At 72.5% G+C, this 19,666-nt stretch carries 18 protein-coding genes; 4 read left to right on the top strand and 14 right to left on the bottom strand.

Annotation, left to right across the window (positions count from 1 at the left end; all coding sequences use genetic code 11):
• Positions 1 to 62: 62 nt before the first annotated feature.
• The 8 genes from SGLAU_RS26020 to SGLAU_RS25980 all read right to left on the bottom strand — a co-directional run bounded on the left by SGLAU_RS26020 (position 63) and on the right by SGLAU_RS25980 (position 7,246).
• Positions 63 to 1,547, bottom strand: a complete 1,485-nt coding sequence (locus SGLAU_RS26020) for a methyltransferase (RefSeq protein ID WP_244315260.1) — start codon at positions 1,545 to 1,547, stop codon at positions 63 to 65.
• A gap of 1 nt (position 1,548) precedes the next feature.
• The gene (locus tag SGLAU_RS26010; protein WP_043504919.1) at positions 1,549 to 1,800 is read right to left on the bottom strand and encodes an acyl carrier protein; all 252 of its coding nucleotides are present in this window, start codon (positions 1,798 to 1,800) and stop codon (positions 1,549 to 1,551) included.
• Positions 1,801 to 1,872: 72 nt separating this feature from the next.
• Positions 1,873 to 3,102, bottom strand: coding sequence for a tetracenomycin C polyketide synthase ketoacyl synthase subunit beta TcmL (gene tcmL / locus SGLAU_RS26005; RefSeq protein WP_043504917.1), 1,230 nt, complete (start codon positions 3,100 to 3,102; stop codon positions 1,873 to 1,875).
• Positions 3,099 to 4,379: a tetracenomycin C polyketide synthase ketoacyl synthase alpha subunit TcmK gene (gene tcmK / locus SGLAU_RS26000; RefSeq protein WP_043504915.1), complete on the bottom strand. Its 1,281-nt coding sequence runs from the start codon at positions 4,377 to 4,379 to the stop codon at positions 3,099 to 3,101. Before tcmK ends, tcmL begins: the two co-directional genes overlap by 4 nt.
• 1 nt (position 4,380) lies before the next feature.
• Complete coding sequence (locus SGLAU_RS25995) at positions 4,381 to 4,797, bottom strand: cupin domain-containing protein (protein ID WP_043504913.1); 417 nt, start codon at positions 4,795 to 4,797, stop codon at positions 4,381 to 4,383.
• A gap of 46 nt (positions 4,798 to 4,843) precedes the next feature.
• Entirely contained in the window at positions 4,844 to 5,173 is a 330-nt protein-coding gene (locus SGLAU_RS25990; RefSeq protein ID WP_043504911.1) for a TcmI family type II polyketide cyclase, read from the bottom strand.
• 2 nt (positions 5,174 to 5,175) lie between these two features.
• Complete coding sequence (locus tag SGLAU_RS25985; protein ID WP_052413894.1) at positions 5,176 to 5,514, bottom strand: antibiotic biosynthesis monooxygenase family protein; 339 nt, start codon at positions 5,512 to 5,514, stop codon at positions 5,176 to 5,178.
• A gap of 4 nt (positions 5,515 to 5,518) precedes the next feature.
• Positions 5,519 to 7,246 (bottom strand): FAD-dependent oxidoreductase, encoded by a 1,728-nt coding sequence (locus SGLAU_RS25980; protein WP_063838897.1) that lies wholly within the window; start codon positions 7,244 to 7,246, stop codon positions 5,519 to 5,521.
• A gap of 490 nt (positions 7,247 to 7,736) precedes the next feature.
• Here SGLAU_RS25980 and SGLAU_RS25975 point away from each other — a divergent pair, with 490 nt between their 5' ends.
• On the top strand, positions 7,737 to 8,549 hold the full coding sequence (locus SGLAU_RS25975; protein ID WP_043504907.1) for a class I SAM-dependent methyltransferase: 813 nt from the start codon (positions 7,737 to 7,739) through the stop codon (positions 8,547 to 8,549).
• Positions 8,550 to 8,663: 114 nt separating this feature from the next.
• Here the strand turns inward: SGLAU_RS25975 and tcmA are convergent, their stop codons facing one another.
• A complete protein-coding gene (tcmA, locus tag SGLAU_RS25970; RefSeq protein ID WP_052413892.1) occupies positions 8,664 to 10,280 on the bottom strand; it encodes a tetracenomycin C efflux MFS transporter in 1,617 nt (538 codons plus the stop codon).
• Between the two features lie 138 nt (positions 10,281 to 10,418).
• Between tcmA and SGLAU_RS25965 the strand changes: the two genes are divergently transcribed.
• Positions 10,419 to 11,099 carry a TetR/AcrR family transcriptional regulator gene (locus SGLAU_RS25965; protein WP_052413891.1) on the top strand — a complete coding sequence of 227 codons (681 nt, stop codon included), beginning with the start codon at positions 10,419 to 10,421 and terminating at the stop codon, positions 11,097 to 11,099.
• Positions 11,100 to 11,165: 66 nt separating this feature from the next.
• On the opposite strand, the gene SGLAU_RS25960 is transcribed toward SGLAU_RS25965, so the two are convergent.
• Positions 11,166 to 12,287 carry a methyltransferase gene (locus SGLAU_RS25960; protein WP_043507035.1) on the bottom strand — a complete coding sequence of 374 codons (1,122 nt, stop codon included), beginning with the start codon at positions 12,285 to 12,287 and terminating at the stop codon, positions 11,166 to 11,168.
• Between the two features lie 89 nt (positions 12,288 to 12,376).
• Complete coding sequence (locus SGLAU_RS25955; RefSeq protein WP_052413890.1) at positions 12,377 to 13,633, bottom strand: alpha/beta hydrolase family protein; 1,257 nt, start codon at positions 13,631 to 13,633, stop codon at positions 12,377 to 12,379.
• Positions 13,634 to 14,031: 398 nt separating this feature from the next.
• On the opposite strand from SGLAU_RS25955, the gene SGLAU_RS25950 reads away from it, so the two are divergent.
• Complete coding sequence (locus SGLAU_RS25950) at positions 14,032 to 14,436, top strand: VOC family protein (RefSeq protein ID WP_043504905.1); 405 nt, start codon at positions 14,032 to 14,034, stop codon at positions 14,434 to 14,436.
• 31 nt (positions 14,437 to 14,467) lie between these two features.
• Here the strand turns inward: SGLAU_RS25950 and SGLAU_RS25945 are convergent, their stop codons facing one another.
• From SGLAU_RS25945 to SGLAU_RS25935, 3 genes are all read right to left on the bottom strand, one after another.
• Positions 14,468 to 15,154, bottom strand: a complete 687-nt coding sequence (locus SGLAU_RS25945; protein ID WP_043507033.1) for a helix-turn-helix domain-containing protein — start codon at positions 15,152 to 15,154, stop codon at positions 14,468 to 14,470.
• 10 nt (positions 15,155 to 15,164) lie between these two features.
• On the bottom strand, positions 15,165 to 16,097 hold the full coding sequence (locus tag SGLAU_RS25940) for an AraC family transcriptional regulator (RefSeq protein ID WP_043504903.1): 933 nt from the start codon (positions 16,095 to 16,097) through the stop codon (positions 15,165 to 15,167).
• Positions 16,098 to 16,703: 606 nt separating this feature from the next.
• Positions 16,704 to 17,846 (bottom strand): YihY/virulence factor BrkB family protein, encoded by a 1,143-nt coding sequence (locus SGLAU_RS25935; RefSeq protein WP_043504902.1) that lies wholly within the window; start codon positions 17,844 to 17,846, stop codon positions 16,704 to 16,706.
• 111 nt (positions 17,847 to 17,957) lie between these two features.
• Here SGLAU_RS25935 and SGLAU_RS25930 point away from each other — a divergent pair, with 111 nt between their 5' ends.
• Complete coding sequence (locus tag SGLAU_RS25930; RefSeq protein WP_043504901.1) at positions 17,958 to 19,592, top strand: acyl-CoA dehydrogenase family protein; 1,635 nt, start codon at positions 17,958 to 17,960, stop codon at positions 19,590 to 19,592.
• Positions 19,593 to 19,666: the final 74 nt, after the last annotated feature.

Genomic DNA, 19,666 nt, shown 5'->3' with positions numbered 1-19,666 from the left:
CGGTTCGGGCGGGGTCCGGCCGGGTGCCGGACCCCGCGGCGCCGGGACGATCCGGACAGGCCCTAGACGGGGCGGCACTCCAGCGTGGTCCAGGTGTGGGAGGGCGTGTTGACGATGTCGAAGTCCGCCTCGAGCAGCAGCTGCCGCCACTCGGCCAGCACCCGTTCGCGGCCTCCGAAGAGCACCAGCATGTCGATGTCCAGCAGCTTGGCGTGGTCCCACTCGTTCTCGGGGGCCATGACCTGGTCGAAGATCAGCAGGCGTGCGTCGTCGTCGCCGATGGCCTCCCGGACCCGGCGCAGCACGGTCACGGCCCGCTCGTCGGACCAGTTGTGCAGCACGCCCTTGAAGAGGTAGGCGTCGTAGCCGGTGGGGACGGGGTCCGTGAAGAAGTCGCCGGGCAGCACGGTGACCCGGTCGGCGACTTTGGCCTCCTCCAGGACGGGGCCGGCCGACGCGGCCACCCGCGGGAGGTCCATGAGCAGGCCCGTGGCGTGCGGGTGGCGCCGGAGGATCTGGGCGAGGAACCAGCCGTCGCCACCGCCGAGGTCCGCGATGCGCGAGAAGCGCTCCATGCCCTGGTCGGCGAGTCCGTCGAGGACGAGCCGGCGGCTCCAGTGGGCCATGAACCGCTCGAAGAACTCGCCGGCTTCCGGGTTGGCCTCCAGGTGCTCGAAGAACGAGCTGCCGAACACCCGCCGGAAGGCCGGTTCGCCGGTGCGCACACTGTGCATGATCTCGTCGTAGGGCCGCCTGGTCAGCTCCATGTTGTTGTACTTCACCAGGGGCAGCACACCGTCCGGGTTGCCGGTGCGCAGTCCGTCCGACAGGGGCGTCGCGGAGAAGGTCCTGACGGGCCCCTCCGCGAAGACGCCGACGGAGGCGGCGCTGCGCAGGACGCGGTAGAGGGAGAGCTCGTGGGTGTCCGTCTCCTTGGCCAGTTCCGCGACGTGACGGGGGCCGTCGGCGAGGAGATCGGCGATCCTCAGCTCGGTCAGCACGTGGACGATCCGCGCCAGGCGCCCGGAGGCGGCCAGCAACAGCAGTTGCTGGGCGTGCAGTTCGGTGGGCAGGACGGACGCCGGGGTCCGCTGTCCTTCCCGGTGCCTGTCCTCGATGATCTTCTTGATGCGCTCCATGTTCGCCCGTGTCGTCGTGTTGAGGTGAGCGGTCATGTGCGCGTTGTCGAACGGGGCCCCGGGCTTCATGTCGAACTCCTGCACCCACCGCATCTCGGTGCCCCCGGCCACGGCCCGGTAGGTCCAGTGCAGGTTCATGTAGGCGAAGGGCCCGGTCTCGACGCGGTGCGCCCGGACCGTGCGGGAGCCCTTGTCGGGCACACGGTGGGAGACCCACTCCCAGACCCTTCCGTTCGCGTCGGGGCGGGTCTTGAGCCGGAAGTCGAAGCCGTCGCCGTCCTGCCGGAGGATCTCCGCCTCGGCGTACTCGGAGAACAGCTCCGGCCATGCCTCGATGTCGTTGGTGACGTCCCAGACGAGCTCGAACGGCGCGTTGACGACGATGGAGTTGTCCGTGCGCGCTGCCATGTCAGGCGACCTCCCCGGCCGTCTCGGTGTTGACGAGGTGGAGGGTGTGCCGGGGGGTCTTCAGCTCCTCCCCCGGTATCGACACCCCGAGGTCCTGTTCCAGCTTCGCGGAGATCTCCAGCAGGGCGATGGAGTCGTAGCCGAGGTCCTGGTAGGTGACGTCGAGGATGTCGCCGTCCAGGTCCCGTTCGTCGGGGTCTCCTGCGCATTCCCTGATGATCTCGACGAGTCGGGGCAGGCCGATCTGGGGCACGGTGAACCTCCGGATGAGTGGTGTGATGAGGTGATGCGCGCTCGGGCGCGGAGAGCGGGGGCGGCGGCTCGGTCAGCCGTGGCGCCGGACGACCAGGGCGGAGTTGAATCCGCCCATGCCCCGCGCGACGACCAGGGCGGTGTCCACCCGCAGCTCACGGGGCTGGTGGAGCACCAGGTCGATGCCGAGCCCCGGCGCGGGCGCACCGGTGCCGACGGTCGGCGGGACGACACAGTCCCTGATGGACAGCAGCGCGGTCGCGACGTCGAGGGCCGCTCCCCCGGCGTAGAGCCGTCCGGTCATCGTCTTGGGCGCGGTGACCGGTACGGCCCCGGGCCCGAAGACCTCGGCGAGGGCCTCCGCCTCCGCGCGGTCGAGGGCCGGCACTCCAGCGGCGTCGGCGTAGACCACGTCGACGTCCTCGGGCGCGACCCGGGCCTCTTCGAGGGCCAGGCGGATGGCCCGGGCCGGCCCGGTGGGCCGGCCGGTGCCGGGGCGGGCGTCGAAGGTGGAGGCGTGCCCGGCGATCCTCCCGTAGACCGTGGCGGCGTCCCGTTCGCGTGCGGAGTCCGCCCGCTCGGCGACCAGCATGGCTCCGCCCTCGCCGGGCACGTACCCGGCCGCCCGCGCGTCGAAGGGCAGGTAGGCGTCGTGCGGGTCGGTGGCCTCGCTCAGGAAGCCGCTCGGGATCTGGGCGACCAGGCCCCAGGGGCAGAGGGAGGCTTCGCATCCGCCGGTCAGGGCGGTGTTCAGGGTCCCCTTGCGCAGCAGGCGGGCCGCGTGGGCGGCGGCGTCGAGACCGCCGGCCTGCTCGGTGACGAACACGGAGCTGTGCCCGCGCATGCCGTGGCGGATGGAGATCTGGCCGGTGTTCACCGCGTAGAACCAGGCGAACGACTGGTAGGCGCTGACGCGTTCCGGGCCCGTTCCCCAGAGTTTCTGCATCTCGCGCTGGCCGAACTCGAACCCTCCCGCGCCGGCGGCCGTCAGGACGCCGAGGCCGTACTCGTCCTGCTTCTCGGGCTCCAGCCCGGCGTCGGCCAGGGCCCATTCGGCGGCCACCAGGGCGTGCTGGGTCATGCGGTCGGTCTGCGGCAGCAGGCGCCCGGGGAGATGGGCGGCGGCGTCGAAGGCCAGCACCTCGCCTCCCACCCGGACGGGGTAGCCGTGGGGGTCGAACCGCTGGATGACGTCGATGCCGCTCTTGCCGGCGAGCGTGGCCGCCCAGTACTCCTCGGTGCCGGTGCCGTTGGGTGCCACGATGCCCAGGCCGGTGACCACGACGGGGGCCGGCGCGCTCATGAGCGGGTCTCCTTCGGCCGGGCCAGCACCGCGGCGCTCTGGAAGCCGCCGAATCCGCTGCCGACGCTGAGCACGGTGTCGACCCGCTGTTCCCGCGCGACGTTCGGCACGTAGTCGAGGTCGCATTCGGGGTCGGGTTCCTCGTAGTTGGCGGTGGGCGGGATCACGCCGTGTTCGATCGCCAGCGCGCAGGCGGCCAGTTCGAGGGAGCCGATCGCTCCGAGCGAGTGGCCGATCATGGACTTGATGGAGCTGACGGGCACGTCGTACGCCCGTTGCCCCAGGCTGCGCTTGAAGGCCGCCGTCTCGTGCCGGTCGTTCTGCCGGGTGCCGGAGCCGTGCGCGTTGATGTAGTGCAGGTCGTCGCCGGTGCGGCGGGCCTGGTCCAGGGCGGCGGTGATGGCCTCCGCCATCTCCCTGCCGTCCGGCTTCAGACCGGTCATGTGGAAGGCGTTCGACCGTGTGGCGAAGCCGCGGACCTCCGCGTAGGCGTGCGCTCCTCGCCGGCGGGCGGCGGACAGCTCCTCCAGGACGAAGACCGCCGAGCCCTCCCCGAGCACGAAGCCGTCGCGGTTGCGGTCGAAGGGGCGGGAGGCGTGGGCCGGGTCGTCGTTGTTGGCCGACGTCGCCTTGATGGCGTCGAAGCAGGCCACGGTGATGGGGGAGATCGGCGCGTCGGTGGCGCCGCAGACGACCACGTCGGCGCGCCCGTCCCGGATGAGCTCCGTGCCGTATCCGACGGCGTCGAGGCCCGAGGTGCACCCGGTCGACACCACCGTCACCGGTCCCTCGGCCCCCGCCTCCCAGGCGACCTCCCGGCAGATGGAGGTCGGGACGAAGTAGTCGAAGAGCTGCTCCACCGCGAGCGTGTGGTCGACCAGCCAGCGCGAGCCGCCCTCGCTGACCCGCGCGTACTCGCGGTCGAGGCCGGTGGTGCAGCCGACGGCGGTGCCGATGCTCACCCCGATCCGTTCCGGGTTCACCGCGGCCGGGTCCAGCCCGCTGTCCTTCAGCGCCTCGCGGGCGCAGACGACGGCGAGCTGCGTGGCCCGGTCGTACGTCGACGCCTGCCGGGGCGACAGGCCCTCGCCGATCGGGTCGAAGTCGATCTCTCCGGCTATCCGGGACCGGTAGGGCGCGGCGTCGAACAGGGAGATCGTCCTGGTGGCGGTGCGTCCGGCGGTGAGCAGGTCCCAGAAGGCCGCGGTTCCGGCGCCTCCCGGGGCTCGCACACCGATGCCGGTGATCACCACCCGCTTCTCCGCGTGCCGGGTCATCTCAGCCTCCCACCTTCGGCGGCGCCGCCGCCGGGTTCGGCACGGGCTCGGTGTCGACATGGCCGAGTTCGGGCCGCGGGGCGAGCGGCGAGATCTGGAAGACCACCCGTGCAGGAACGTTTCCTCGGTTCTCGATGCGGTGCCGCTGGCCCCGGGTCACGAACAGGGCCTCGTCCCGCTCCAGGCGCACCTCCTCGCCGTTCACCCGGACCACGAGGCTCCCTTCGATCAGGTACAGGTACTTGTCCGAGAACGGGTGGTAGTGCTCGGTGACGGACTCCCCGGGCGCCAGTTCGATGTGGCCGAGGAATCCGGAGGTCGCACCCACCGACGACGGCGTCAGCAGGGCGCGGGTGCTGCCCCCCTGCCGGTGACTGGGCGCCACACTGGACATGGCGATCTTGGCGGCGGCTGCCACGGTCTGTTCTCCTTCGTGCTGAGCGGTGGTCACGGATGGCCGGCGGTCAGGAGTCGGGGGCGGTCCAGCTGTAGAAGACCTCCGCCTTGGAGTCCTTCAGCTCCTCCCAGTCCTGCGCGTACGGCGTGAGGTACTGCCCCACGCGCTCGTTGACCTCCTGGAACAGCGGGTGGCTGCGCGCCTGGTAGAGCCGCTCCATGATGTCGTCGTCGGCCTCGATGAGGTGCATGTACAGATCGTGGAAGCGGAACAGGACCCGCCGTCGCACCCCGATCTCCAGCGGCAGTTCGGTCGTGTCGTGCTCGGCGAAGGCGGCTGCCACGTGCTCCGCGTCCGCCGGGTCCATGCGCAGGACCATCAGTGCCCGGTAGGCCATGGTCACGCTCCCTCCGGTGACGTGGCGCCGAAGGAGTGGGTGACCTCGCAGAAGATCGGCTTCGGCCGGGACACGGACCGGCAGTAGTCGAAGTGGGGCTGCAGCCGCGGGTCGGCGTGCATGGCGCGGAAGTCGGCCTCCGACCGCCACTGTGCGTAGTTGACGACCTGTTCGCCGTCGCGGCTGAGGTGGAAGGTCGCGGAGACGAAACCCGGCATGTGCCGGATCAGGTCCTCGGTCACCTGCACCAGGTGGTCGCGCAGTTCCCGCTGCTTCTCGGGGGCGACGCCGAAGACGTTGACGAGGGTGAACAGGTCCGGCGAGGGGGAGATGGTCGCCATGCGGTCAGCCCTCCAGCGCCGTGCCGCCGGGCGTGCCGGAGGTCCGCGCCAGGATCCGCTCCAGTGCGGACCGCAGCTCCCCGGCGGCGTCCTCCGGCAGGTACTCGGCCCGCCACGCCACGAAGCCGTCCGGCCGGATCAGCAGCGCCCCGTTCCGGGTGAGGCCCGTGGTGCCGAGGAACGCGCCGTCGGGATCGGTCAGTTGCCCGTCGCCGCCCACCGGGTGGCAGTGCACCGGCACGCCCAGGTCCTGCGCGACCTTGTCGGCCGCGGCCTGCCACTCGCCTCCGTCCGGCCCGGCGAGCACGACGAACGCGTCCCCGCCGAGGTCGACCGTCGAGACGCGCTCCCCGCCCCGGCCCAGCCAGACGTGGGGCACGCGGTACCCCGGCCGGCCGGTGAGGTCGTGCGCCGCGGGGATGGGCTCCGGGTAGGCGGCACCGAGGACCGCGTCGGAGGTGTACCGGTAACCGGTGGCGACCAGCGTCGACTCGCGCAGCGCGCGGCGCAGCTCCTCGGAGTCGTTCAGCCTCCAGGTGTGCCGGATCCACGCCTGGTCGGCGACGGCGGCACCGATCGGCAGGCGTTCCTGCTCGTAGGTGTCGAGCAGGGCGTCGCCGGCCGTTCCCTTCAGGACGGCCGCCAGCTTCCAGGCCAGGTTGTGGGCGTCCTGGATACCGCCGTTCGCTCCGAAGGCACCGGCCGGTGGGTGCACGTGGGCGGCGTCGCCGGCCAGGAAGACCCGGCCGCTGCGGTAGGAGCGGGCACTGTTGTGGGACATCTCCCAGGGCCTGGCCATCTGCACCTCGACCGGGAGGCCGGGGAGCCCGGTCGCGGTCCGGATGATCTGCGCGCAGCGCTCGTCGGTGAACTGCTCGGGCGAGGTCTCGCGGGGGTCGAAGAAGAAGCCGAAGATCCAGCGGTCCTCGTCGAAGAGCTGGAGGACGGCCGGCACCTCCGGGAGCTGGAGGACGCCGGGCTCGTCGGGGTTCGGCAGGTAGCAGATGACGAAGCGCCGGCCCTTGACGGTGTCCCGCAGGTCCGCCTTGAACAGGACGCTCATGGCGTTGCCGATCGTGCCGTGCCCGGTGCGCGTGATCCCCAGCGTCTCCCGCACCGGGCTGCGCACCCCGTCCGCCGCGATCAGGTACCGGGCGCGGACCGTGCTCTGCTCGCCGGTGGCCTGGTCGACGATCGTGGCGGTGACCCCGCTCTCGTCCGCCGTGAACGCCTCCATGCGGGTGTTGAAGTCGATGCGGGCCCCACGGCGGACGGCCTCGTCGCGGAGGATGGGTTCCAGCCGGTCCTGCCCGCACCAGTAGGGGCGGGTGGGGCTGAGGTGGCCGACGTCGAGCGAGGGTTCCTCGACGGTCACCGCGTTCTCCAGGTCGTGCAGGCCGTTGGCCCGGATGACGACCCAGGGGATCTGGTCCGCCGGCTGGCCGAGCTCCCGCCAGCGGGCTCCCTCGACGAGTTTCGGCCCGCGCTCGATCACGGTCCGTTCCAGGCCGACGCCCCGCAACAGTTCCATCGTGCGGGAGCTGATCCCCGAGGCCCGGGTCAGGACCGTGGTTCCCCGGTGCTTCTCCACCAGGCGGCAGGAAACTCCGTGCTGACTGAGGAACAGTGCCGCGGACAGTCCGGTAAGACCTCCGCCGACTATCAGTACCGGAACTTCTTCAGTGGACAAGATGCAGCCTTTCGGTCGGTCGGAAACGGGCACACGAGTCATCCCTGCGATGAGATCGGGGATTTGCTCGGGCCGACGAGCAGAGCGGCACTTGGCTCATCCAGATGAACATCTTCCGGTCCGTCGAGTCAACATCGAACAATCTTCGGCGGGGAGACCGGATAGATGTCACTGACACTCGGTCAGAAGTGGACCGGAAAATTGATGGGCATGTATACCCTCGACTCTCCGGAGTTAAACACGAACCCCCTTTTTGATGACCGATGCTTTTGAACATGCCCTATGAATCCTTTACCTCTTGGCGATCCCCTTACCTTTCCGACGACAAAGATCAGGCCGTCCGCGACGGCGCCTCCCTCCGACATGTTGATCAGATCGAGCCAAGCGCCTGGCCGAACGCTCCCGCTGTTTGGCGAGGAATACCTGGAAGTGTCCCGACTTTGCGTACGGCAATGTGTCCAGATCTTTTCGCCACGGCCCGCCGAGGGGGTCTCTTGACGTCACGCGGTGCCCCCTCGGAAGCTGCTGTCCCATGGGTGAAACGATCCGGCTGACCGGCGTACACGAGACGCTGCTCGCCACACTTCAGGCCCGTGCCCTGGACAATCGACAACCGCGACCCGTGCTGGGGGACGCGACGGCGGAGGAGCTGCTGCGCCGCATCGACTACGACTTCAGCCGCATCAGAACAGCCACCAAGGACATGCGGATCGTGACGTTCCGCGCCAGGAAGCTCGACGAGTGGGCCGGTCGATTCCTCGCGGTCCATCCGGACGCGGTGGTGCTGCACCTCGCATGCGGGCTGGACAGCCGGGCATTCCGGATGGACGTGCCCGACACAGTGGAATGGATCGACGTCGACGTCCCGGACGTCATCGAACTGAGGAGCCGGCTCTATCCCGAACGCGACGGATACCGGATGATCGGAGCGTCGGTCACCACGGAGGACTGGCTGGACACGGTGCCCCGCAACCGGCCGGCGCTCGTGGTCGCCGAAGGGCTGACGCCCTATCTCCGGGAAGCAGACGGAGAGGAAATGCTCCGGCGGGTGATCCGGCACCTTCCGACGGGTGCGGTCATGTTCGACGCCGTACTCCCGTGGACCCTTCGATTCGCCAAATATTCACAACTTCTGCGCGCCACGGGCGCCACCTTCGGATGGGGAATCGGAAATCCCCGCTCCCTGGAGAGCAGGGTGCCGGGATTACGGTTCCAGGAGCAGTGGTCCATGCTCGATTCCCCGTTTCTCGCCGACGCCCGCCCCGTCGAGAAATGGGTGGGAGCCGGCATGCGCAGCATTCCGCAACTGCGTTTCGCACACCGGCTGCTGCGTTACACCTTCTGATTCCGGGACTTTTCCTCCGTCCCCTCCGTTCGGGCATCGCGGAAACAGCGGTGCCGGCGGGGTCCGCCGGACCGGACCCCGCCGGCATTCACCGGCGGACAGGGACCGAGGCTTTCAGCCCCGCCCTGCCGTGGACGCCGGGACCGGGAATTCCTCCGGGGCCCTCTCGTCGGGCTCGGCCTTCCTGGTGAACAGGGCGACGGCGGCGGCCACGAGCGCGACGGCACCGGCCACGGTGAAGGCCAGCCCCATCCCCGAGATGAACGAGGAGTGGACCACCTCGGAGAGCGTCCCGGCGTGCCGGCCGGGGAGGGTGCCGGCCGGCGGGACGGCTCCCACCTCGGCCGCGTCCTCGATCGCCGCGGCCTCCCGCGGACCCACCCGCGGCAGGTTCGCCTCCGCCCACTTGTCGGGGAAGACGTCGCCGACCCGGGAGGCCATGAGGACACCGAGTACGGCGGTGCCGAGACTTCCGCCGACCTGCATCGCGGACTGCTGAAGACCACCGGCCACACCGGCCAGTTCGGCCGGGGCGTTGCTGACGATGACGTCCGTCGTCCCCACCATCACCGGCGCGAGACCGAGACCCAGCAGCACGAACCAGAGCGAGGTGATCCCCATACCGCTGTCCGCTTCCAGCGTCGACATCCCCCACAGGGACGCCGCCGTCAGGAGCATGCCCACCACCAGCGGCCCGCCTGGTCCGAACCGGCTGATCACGATGCCGGACACGGGGGCGCCGACGATCATCATGCCGGTGAGCGGCAGCAGGTGCACACCGCTCTCGACCGGGCTCATGCCATGGACGTTCTGCAGGTAGAAGGTGACGAAGAAGAGTCCGCCGATGAACGAGAACGCCATCAGGACCATGAGCACGGTGCCCGCGGACAGCGGCACGGAACGGAACATGGCGAGCGGCATCAGCGGCTCGGTGGCCCTGCTCTCCCGCAGTGTGAATCCGGCGAAGGCGAGCACGGCGGCGGCCAGGAAGCCCAGCGTCCGCAGGTCGCCCCAGCCCCAGGCCGGAGCCTTGATCAGACCCCACACCAGGCAGAACATGGCCCCGGACAGGAGCACGATGCCGGAGACGTCGAAGGACTTCGGGGCGCGTTCGGCGCGCGCGTCGGTCAGGATGACGAGGCCGGCGACGAGTGCCGCGAGGCCGACCGGCACATTGATGAAGAAGACCGCCTCCCAGCCGACGTGCTGCACCAGGAGCCCGCCGATGATCGGTCCGGCTGCGGTCGAGGCGCCGACCACGCCGCTCCAGATGCCGATCGCCATGTTGAGCTTGCCGGGCGGGAACGTGACCCGCAGCAGGCCCAGCGCCGACGGCTGCATCAGAGCGCCGAACAGGCCCTGGAGAACGCGGAAGACGACGATCGCCGCGACGCTGCCGGACAGGCCGATGGCCGCGGAGGTGACGGCGAAGCCCGCCACTCCGACCAGGAAGGTCTGCCGGTGCCCGAACCTGTCGCCCAGTTTGCCGGCGGTGATCAGGGAGACCGCGAGCGCCAGCAGGTAGCCGTTGGTGATCCACTGCACATCGGCCAGCGAGGCGTGGAGGTCCTGCTGGATGGCCGGGTTGGCGATGGCGACGATGGTGCTGTCCAGAGCCACCATCATCACGCCGACCGCGACCGCGAGCAGGGTCGGCCAGGGACGTCCACGCAGACCGGAAGCGGGGGTGTGTGCGACGCCTGACGGCTCGTCGTGCGTTTCCGTGCTCATTTCAGCGTCCCCCTAACGATTTCCGGCAGGACGGACGCGTGTGTGACGAGGAGAACATGGCCCCGAAGCTAACAGCAGTCAGTGACATTTGACAATCGCATGCAGGTGTCACCAGGTGGCGCAAGATAGGGTTGGCGGGTGGACTCCGCCGAAACCGACACCCCCAGCACCCGCAGCACCCCCAACGGCCCCGGCCTGCGCCAGCGGAAGCTGCGCCGTACGCGTGATCAGCTGATCCGCGAGGCCCTGGAGCTGTTCCTGGCGCAGGGTTACGAGCACACGACCGTGGAGCAGATCGCCGAGGCGGTCGAGGTGCATCCGCGCACGTTCTTCCGCCACTTCGCCAGCAAGGAGGAGGTGGCCCTCACCCCCATCAGCGCCATCGACGAGGCGTTCCTCGCCGCGCTGGAGGTCCGGCCGGCGGGCGAGAACCCGCTGCAGGCCATGAGCGGTGCCTTCCGGGCCGTCCTTGGGCGCGTGCGCGACGGTGAACTGGAGGGCGTGGACGGCGCGTTGCACATGGCGATGATGCGGCTGGTCGAGCGCACCCCCGGGCTCCTCGCGGAGTACCTGCGGCGCAGCGAGGAGATGGAGGGCCGACTCGCCCGGATCATCGCCGCGCGTGAGGGCGTCGACCTGGACGACGACTTCCGTCCGCGGTTCATCGTGGCGGTGTTCAAGGCGGTCGGCCGCGTCGTCAGCCGGGAGTGGTACCTGCGCGCCGACACGGATCTGGAGGCGCTCTCCGTGGCGTTCGAGTCCGCTCTGGACTCGCTGCGGCCGGAGTTGTTCGCCGACTGGCGGCGCCCGGGGGCCTGACGGAGCGTCAGACCCCCGGGTGGCTGACGGGGCGCCAGGCCCCCGAGGGGGCGGCCGCCGGCGTGGTCAGCCGGCGGCGCCCGGGCGTACCGCCAGCCGCCACAGCGAGGTCACTTCCGCCTTGCGGGCGGAGTGCAGCGGATCGGCGGGGTCGTGGGCACGCGGATGCAGTGGCCGGGCGTCCAGGCGCCCCACCACCGTCAGGCCGGCCCGGTCGAACAGCTCGGTCAGCTCGGTGCGGGAGCGCAGCCCCAGGCGCTCGGCGAGGTCGGAGATGACGAGCCACCCCTCACCGCCGGGCTCCAGGTGGGCGGACAGCCCGTCGAGGAAGCCGCGGAGCATCCGGCTCCCCGGGTCGTACACCGCGTGTTCGAGCGGCGTCCGGGCCCGGCCGGGAAGCCACGGGGGGTTGCAGACGACCAGGGAGGCCCGGCCGTCGGGGAACAGATCGGCCTGCCGGACGTCCACGGTGGACGACAGGCCCAGGCGGTCGATGTTCTCCCGCGCGCAGGCGAGCGCACGCGCGTCGAGGTCCGTGGCCACCACCCGCCGCACGCCGCGCCGGGCCAGGACGGCGGCGAGCACGCCCGTGCCGGTGCCGATGTCGAACGCCGTGCCCTGCGACGGCAGCGGCGCCTCGGCCACCAGGTCGACGTACTCGCCCCGCACCGGGGAGAACACGCCGTAGTGCGGCGTGATCGCCTCGCCCAGCGCCGGCACGTGGATTCCCTTCCGGCGCCATTCGCCGGCCCCGAGGACTCCCTGGAGCTCGCGCAGCGACACGACATAGGGCCGGTCGCACCGCCCGTACGCCTGCTCGCAGGCCAGCCGCACGTCCGGGGCCCGGCGCAGGGGGATCACGTGCCCCGGCTCGACCGGCAGGAGCAGCATGCCGAGGATGCGCGCACGTCTCGACTGCGCCTGGCGGTAGAGGTGGAAGCTCTGCTCGGGTGACGCCCCCGGCTTGGGCGGCTTGCGGTCGACGCGGCGCGCCATCGCCCCCAGCAACTGACGGGCGTTGTGGAAGTCACCGCGCCATAACAGCGCGGTCCCCTCGCACGCCAGGCGGAACGCGGTGTCCGCGTTCATCCGGTCGTCGGCCACCAGCACCCGCTTCGGCGGTGGCGCGCCGTTCTCCGACCGCCACAGGGCACAGCGCTCCTCTCCGGAACCGTCCGGCCAGCACATGGTCTGTTCCTTGCTCACCTCCTCATCATCCCCCGCGCCGGGGCGGGCCCCGACCGGGCCGTGGCCCGCCCCGGGCGGCCGCCGTCCCGTCAGGGGACGAAGCGTATGTCGGGGTGGGCCGGGGAGGGGGCGTCCAGCAGGGGCCGCGGCCGGTCGCGCAGGTGCCGGTCGAAGAAGGCCGTGAGGTAGGCGCGTTGGGCGGCGGTGCTGCGCGCGGCGTCCACCGTGCCGATGTACATCTCACGGGTCTCGGCCGGGATGTCGAGGTGTGCGTCCAGTGCGGGCAGGTGGGTCTGGAAGTCGGTGTAGCTGAAGTGGCCGCCCCTCTCCAGGCTCAGATCGCGCTTCCAGCCGGTCGAGCGGTCCCAGAAGGACTGCCAGGACGGTGTGTTGGCGTGGGTCTGCTGCGCGGTGCCCATCAGCATGAAGGGGCGGTCCAGGCCCTCGCGGGCGACGGGCAGGAACTCCTCGTCGCTGTACTGGAGCGTGCCGTCCATGTTGACGCCCGCGTCGACGCGGTCGTCGACCCGCATGGTCTCGGCCGAGGTGATGCCTCCCGCCGAGTGGCCGTACATGCCGATCCGGTCCAGGTCGAGTGCCCTGCCCAGTCCGCGGGGCAAACGGCGGCCCCCGGCATCGGGGTTCGCGCCCGCGCGCAGGGCCTCCAGCCGGTCGAGGACGAAGCGGATGTCGGCCACCCGGGTCCGGATCGCCGTACGGCGCTCCGCGACGGTGTCGATGGGCTCCGCCGGGCGTTCCAGGCGTCCGCCGGGGAACTCCACCGGATCGGTCTCGTGGGTGTGGTCGACGGTCACGACGACATAGCCGCGGCTGGCGAGTTCCACGGCCGTGGAGGTGCCGAAGGCGCGGGGCACGCCGAGACCGGGCGAGTACAGCACCACGGGCCGCCCGCCGCGGTGGTCCGCCGGAGCGGAGGTGACGGCGGCGGTGCGGATGCCGGCCCAGTCGACGTCACCGGGGCGGGCCAGCCCGAACGAGCCGGACTCGTCGGCGAACCGGGCGACGCCGGGCCTGAGGTAGGGCGGGCGGGGGTGTCCGCTCGTCGTGCGCGCCGGGTACCAGACGCTCACCATCAGCTCCCGGTCCCGCCCCGTGAGCCACGGGTCGGGCCGGTCGCGGTCGACGAGGTGGAGTTCCGTGGTGCCGACCGGGTGGCGTCCCGTCGGCGCGGGCAGCGCCGGCCGCACGGGCCCGGCGGGGGCGGACGCGGCGGCGGAGGAACCGGTGGGCGGGGAGGAGGTGGGTAAGGAGGAGGCCGTGCCCGCCCCCAGGGTCAGGGAGAGGGCGAGGGCCGCGGTGGCGGTCACGCCTGCATGAAGTCGCATGCGGCCACTGTGTCCCGGCGGCCGGGGACGGCACATCCGCCCCCGGGGGTATCCGGCCCCCCGGTCGTCCCCACCCCCGGAGGGAGCCGGACCCTGATCTTTCCCGCGCCCGGAGGGAGCCGGAACCCTGACGCTGCCCGGCCCTTGGACGGATCCGGCTCCCCTGGGGTATAGTCGATCTTGCCCGGCCACCGGAACTCCCGGAAACCGGTCAGGCGTTGGTGGTCCAAGGAAAGACGCCCCGCTTCCTGCGGGGAGATGCAGGTGCAAGGCCTGCCCGGCGCTCCGAGACGAGCCCCGTCCCTCCAGCCGGAGGACGGGGCTCGTGCCTTTTCCGCGTGCGGCCGGTGTCCGATTCCTTCAAGACGCCCCGTCGTCACCCTGCCTAGCGTGACCGTATGAGTCCACGATTCGATGCCGTCGGCCTGGTCGTCTCCGACATGGCCGCTTCCGTCGCCTTCTACCGCCGCCTCGGCTTCCCCTTCCCCGAGGGAGCCGAGGAGCAGCCGCACGCGGAGGCCGCGACTCCCGGCGGGCCGCGGCTGCTGCTGGACACCGAGGAGACCGTGCGGTCCTTCCACCCGCGGTGGCGGCCGCCGTCCGGGCACGGCTCGCGGACGTCCCTCGCGCTGCGCTGTGACGGTCCCGGCGAGGTCGACGCGCTGTACGCGGAGCTGGTGGACGCCGGATGCCACGGCGAACTGAAGCCGTGGGACGCCTTCTGGGGCCAGCGGTACGCCGTCGTCCACGACCCCGACGGCAACGGCGTCGACCTGTTCGCGCCGCTGCCGGCCGCCGGCTGACCGCACCCCCGGCGCCCCGGCCACCGGGCCCCTACGGGTGTTCGAGGAGCCGCCGGAGCGGCACACCCGTCAGGTCCTTCACGTCCCGCGCCTGATGCGCCTGGTCGGCGAAGCCCGCCCGGGCCGCCGTCTCGGCGTACGGCACTCCGGCCCGGGCCAGGGCGAGGGCGCGCTGCAGCCGCAGGATCCGGGCCAGGGTCTTGGGGCCGTAACCGAAGGCGGCCAGGGAACGGCGGTGCAGGCTGCGGGCGCCGATCCCCAGCGCGTCGGCGGTCGCGGCGACCGGGCGGCCCGCCTCCAGGGCCGCGGCCAGTCGGCGCAGCAGCGGGTCCGGCGGGCCGGCGGCGGCCACGAGATCCCCGGCCGCGGCCTCCAGTCCGGCCATCGGGTCCGGGGCGGCCTCGACCCGGGCCCGCAGCCGCCGCACCTCCGCCGCCGGGCGCAGCTCGGCCAGCTCCACCCGCCGGTCGCGCAGTTCGTGCGCCGGTACGCCGAGCAGGGCGGGCGCGACGCCCGGCGGGAACCGGACGCCCGCCCAGGCGACGGGCGGGCCCTCGGGGAGATGGGCCCGGGTGTCCGGGCCGGCCACGCTCAGCCGGCCCTCGCTCCACAGCAGGTCCATGCAGCCGTCGGGCAGCACCCGTCCGAGGCCGGGCCCGGCCGGGGTGTACGTCCACACCGTCGCGCCCACCGGCGACGCCGCCCGCTCCGTGTACACGCGGGCCACCCTACGCCCGGCCGCGGAACTCCTGCGGGCTCACCCCGTACCGCCGCTTGAAGGCCGTGGACAGGGCGAACGCGCTGCCGTAGCCGACCTGGCGGGCGATCGTCTCCAGGGTGTGGCCGGTGTCGCGCAGCCGGTCGGCGGCGAGGGCGAGCCGCCAGCCGGTGAGGTGGGTCATCGGGGGCTCGCCGACCAGGTCGGTGAAGCGGCGGGCGAGGGCGGCGCGCGAGACCCCGCACTCGGCGGCCAGCGCGGCCACCGTCCAGGGACGGGCGGGGTCGTCCTGCATCAGCCGCAGCGCCCGGCCCGCCACCGGGTCGGCCAGTGCCCGGTACCAGCCGGGCGGCTCCGCCCCGGGGCGGGCGAACCAGGCCCGCAGCGCTGCGATCACCAGCAGGTCGAGCAGCCGGTCCAGGACGACGTCCTGGCCGGGCGCGTCCCGGACGATCTCCTCGGCGAGCAGCGGGGTGAGCGGGCAGTCCCAGACGTCCGCGGTCACCGTGAGCAGGGGCGGCAGCGCGTCCAGCAGCCGGCCGCCGGTCTCGCCCGGCCACAGGTAGGTGCCGATCAGCATCACCGCCGACCCGTCGGGCCGGCCGCCCCAGGTGCGGACGCCCAGGTCCATGGCGCCGTTCAAGGGGCGGCCGTCGGGGTGATGGCACGCGCCGCCCGGCAGGATCAGCGCCTGCGGTTCCGTGCCGGGGTGGTCGGCGCAGGTGTACGGGGCGGGGCCGCGGGCGATGGCCAGTTCGCCGGCGGCCAGCCGCACCGGCGCGCCCGCCTCGGGGGTGATCCAGGCGTCGCCGCGGGCCATGACCATCACGGTCAGGGGTGCCCGGTCCTCCACCCGCACCGCCCAGGGCGGGTCGAAGCAGGCCCGGATCAGGAAGGCGCCGCGTGCCCGGGGACCGGCGAGCAGGGCTGCGAGGGCGTCCATCCGGACAGCGTAGAGGCGCCGTGGAACGGGCCGTCCGGCCACGGGGCCCGGCGGGCGGCGACAGCGGGCGCACCGACGGCGAGTGGTGGGGCCTCGACGGCGTCGGCTGGGCCCCACCCGGCGGTCCCGGTTCCGGTCCGCGGCCCGCCGGGCGCACGCCGGGGCGCACCGGAGGCCGGCGGCCTCCGGTGCGCCGGGGAGACGGCGGGGCGGCGACGGCGCCGCGTCGAGCCCGGGCCTGTCCGTGGGGGCCCTGGGACACGGCGTGCTGCGCCCGCGTCGCCTTCGGACGCCCCCGTGCACGGCAACCGCACCGCGCCCGCCGTGCAAGGACTCTGCGGGGGCCACGAGGACCCTCGGCCGCTGGACGGGGCGAACCGTGCGGGCCACCGCGAGGGGACCCGGACCGCCGCGCCGGGCATGACCCGCGACAGGCAGGACGCCGCCCGGCGGCGCGGCGACAACGGGCGGTGCGCGGGCCGGGAGCCGGCCGTCGTGGTGACGGGCGCCTCCGGACGTGCCGGGCGCCGCGTCGCCGAGGGTGACGCGGGCCGGGCGGGCGGCCGGCGGTGGTGTCCGGGCCGCGGCGGGGGCCGCGGCGGCCGGTCAGTGCTCCGCCGGGCCGTCGTCGTCCTTGGGGGTGGCCTTGGCGTGGGCGCGCAGTCGGGAGGTGACGTCCTCCGGGGGCAGGAAGCGGGACCAGCGCTCGGGGAACTCGGAGGGCATGTCGGGGTCGTCGGGATCGGCCTCCCGGGCGGCAGCGGCGGCCCGGGCGACGTACTCGGCCACCTGGGCCTCGCGCATCCGCTCGTTGGCCTCGCGGGCGGCGGCGGTCGCGGCGGCCGGCCAGACCCGGTCGATGGCGGCGTTGACGGCGGCACCGACGAGCACGGCGAAGGCGGACACGCCGATCCACAGCAGCACGGCGACGGCGGCGGCGAGGGAGCCGTAGATCGTCGCGCCCTCGATGGTGCTGGTGAGGTAGATGCGCAGCAGGAAGCTGCCGAGGACCCACATGGCGAGGGCGACGAGGGCGCCGGGCACGTCCTCGATCCACGGGGAGCGGACGGGGACGGACACGTGGTAGAGCGTCGTCAGGAAGACGATGGACAGGACGATCACCACGGGCCAGTACAGGACCTGCACGACCGTCGTGGACCAGGGCAGGATCCGTACGACGGCGTCCGGTCCGGCCACCATCAGCGGCAGCGCCACCGAGCCGATCAGCAGCGCCACGATGAACAGCAGGAACGCCATCAGCCGGGTCTTGACGATGCCGCGCACCCCGTCCAGGCCGTACATGACGGTGATGGTGTCGATGAAGACGTTCACCGCGCGCGAGCCGGACCACAGGGCGAACAGGAAGCCGATGGAGATGACGTCGGGCCGGCCGCCCTTCATCACGTCGTCCAGGATCGGCTGGGCGATCTCGGTGACGCCCTTGTCGGACAGGACGGTGCGCGACGCCTCCAGCAGGTTGGTCTCCAGGCTGGTGATGGTGTCGGTGCCGGTCCACACGTCGACGTAGCCGAGCAGGCCGATCATGCTGAGCAGCAGCGGCGGCACCGACAGCAGCGTGAAGAACGCGGCCTCGGCGGCGAGACCGAGGATGCGGTACTCGATGCAGGAGTTGACGGTGTCCTTGAGCAGCAGCCAGGCGGTCCTCCGCTTGGAGACGTTCCGGTAGAGGGCACGCGCACGATGGAGGCGGCCGGAGGGCCGTTCGGGGATTTCACTTGCTGGCTGCACGACCCAAAGGTATCCGCCGGACGAGGTGGCACTCACCCTGGTGGGACGGGCCGGCCGTGCGGGGCCGGATCCGCGGGTGACCGGGCTCGTACCGCGGGGTACGTTCCCGTCATGGCACGTCGCACCCACACCGTGACCAACCAGGCCCCGCCGCTGTCCGGCTACGACGTCTACGCCGCCGACCGGGCGCTGGTGGCGGCGGTCGAACGGCACCTGGCCCCGGAGCTGCTCGACGAGGCGCGCTCGGAGCTGTCCGGGCTCGGCCGGACCTCCGGGTCGGCGCAGGTGCAGGAGTGGGGGGTGCTCGCGAACGAGCACCCGCCGCGGCTGCGCACCCACGACCGGTACGGCAACCGGATCGACGAGGTCGAGTTCCATCCGGCCTGGCACCGGCTGCTCGGCAAGGGCGTGTCGGCGGGGCTGACCGCGGCCTGGACGCGGTCCGGCGGGCATGTGCGGCGGGCCGCGGCCTTCCTGGTGTGGACGCAGGTCGAGGCGGGCAACGGCTGTCCGCTGTCGATGACGCACGCGGCGGTGCCCGCGCTGCGCGCCGACCCGGCCCTGGCGGCGGAGTGGGAGCCCCGGCTGACGTCCACGGTGTACGACCGTGAGCTGCGGCCCGCGGCGCGCAAGGCCGGGGTGCTGTTCGGCATGGGGATGACCGAGAAGCAGGGCGGCAGCGACGTCCGCGCCAACACGACGGTGGCGGCGCCGCTGGCGGAGGACGGCACGTACGAGCTGACCGGGCACAAGTGGTTCTGCTCGGCGCCGATGTCGGACGGGTTCCTGGTGCTGGCGCAGGCCCCCGAGGGGCTGACCTGCTTCCTGGTGCCGCGGGTGCTGCCGGACGGCTCGCGGAACGTCTTCCTCCTCCAGCGGCTGAAGGACAAGCTGGGCAACCGGTCGAACGCGTCCGCGGAGGTGGAGTTCGACGGGACGTGGGCGCGCCGGGTCGGCGAGGAGGGCCGGGGGGTGCGGACGATCATCGAGATGGTCGCGGCGACCCGGCTGGACTGTGTGCTCGGCTCGGCGGGGCTGATGCGGCAGGCGGTGGCGCAGGCGGTCCACCACTGCGCGCACCGGGAGGCGTTCGGCGGGAAGCTGGCCGACCGGCCGCTGATGCGCAACGTTCTGGCCGATCTGGCGCTGGAGTCGGAGGCGGCGACCACGCTGGCGCTGCGGCTGGCGGCCGCCTGGGACGACGGGGGCGAGCAGGAGCGCGCCTTCCTGCGGCTCGCGGTGCCCGCCGCCAAGTACTGGGTGACCAAGCGCTGCCCGGCGGTGGCGGTGGAGGCCGCCGAGTGCCTGGGCGGCAACGGGTACGTGGAGGAGTCCGGGCTGCCCCGGCTGGTGCGCGAGTCGCCGCTGAACTCGATCTGGGAGGGCGCGGGGAACATCCAGGCGCTGGACGTGCTGCGGGTGCTGCGGCGGGAGCCGGCCGCGCTGAACGCCACGCTGACGGAGGTCGGCCTGGCGCGGGGCGCCGATCACCGGCTGGACACGGCGATCAAAGGGCTGCTCACCGAGCTGGCCGATCTGGAGGGCGTGGAGGCGCGCGCCCGGCGCGTGGTGGAGCGGCTGGCGCTGGTGCTGCAGGGTTCGCTGCTGGTGCGGTTCGCCCCGCCGGAGGTGGCCGACGCGTTCTGCGCCGCCCGGCTGGGCGGGGACGGGGGTGCGTCGTTCGGGACGCTGCCGCACACCCTGGACCTGGGCGCGATCGTGACTCGGGCGCGGCCCATCGACTGAGCGTTCGTCGAGGTCAGCGGGGGTGGTGCCGCGCCGACACGGCACCACCCCCGCCGCTTTCGGCCCGCTGAGGC

It is taken from the genome of Streptomyces glaucescens, from assembly GCF_000761215.1.
Taxonomy (GTDB): Bacteria; Actinomycetota; Actinomycetes; order Streptomycetales; family Streptomycetaceae; genus Streptomyces; species Streptomyces glaucescens_B.
The sequence above is the reverse complement of the archived record's forward strand: the minus strand, read 5'-3'. Positions and strand labels throughout refer to the sequence as shown.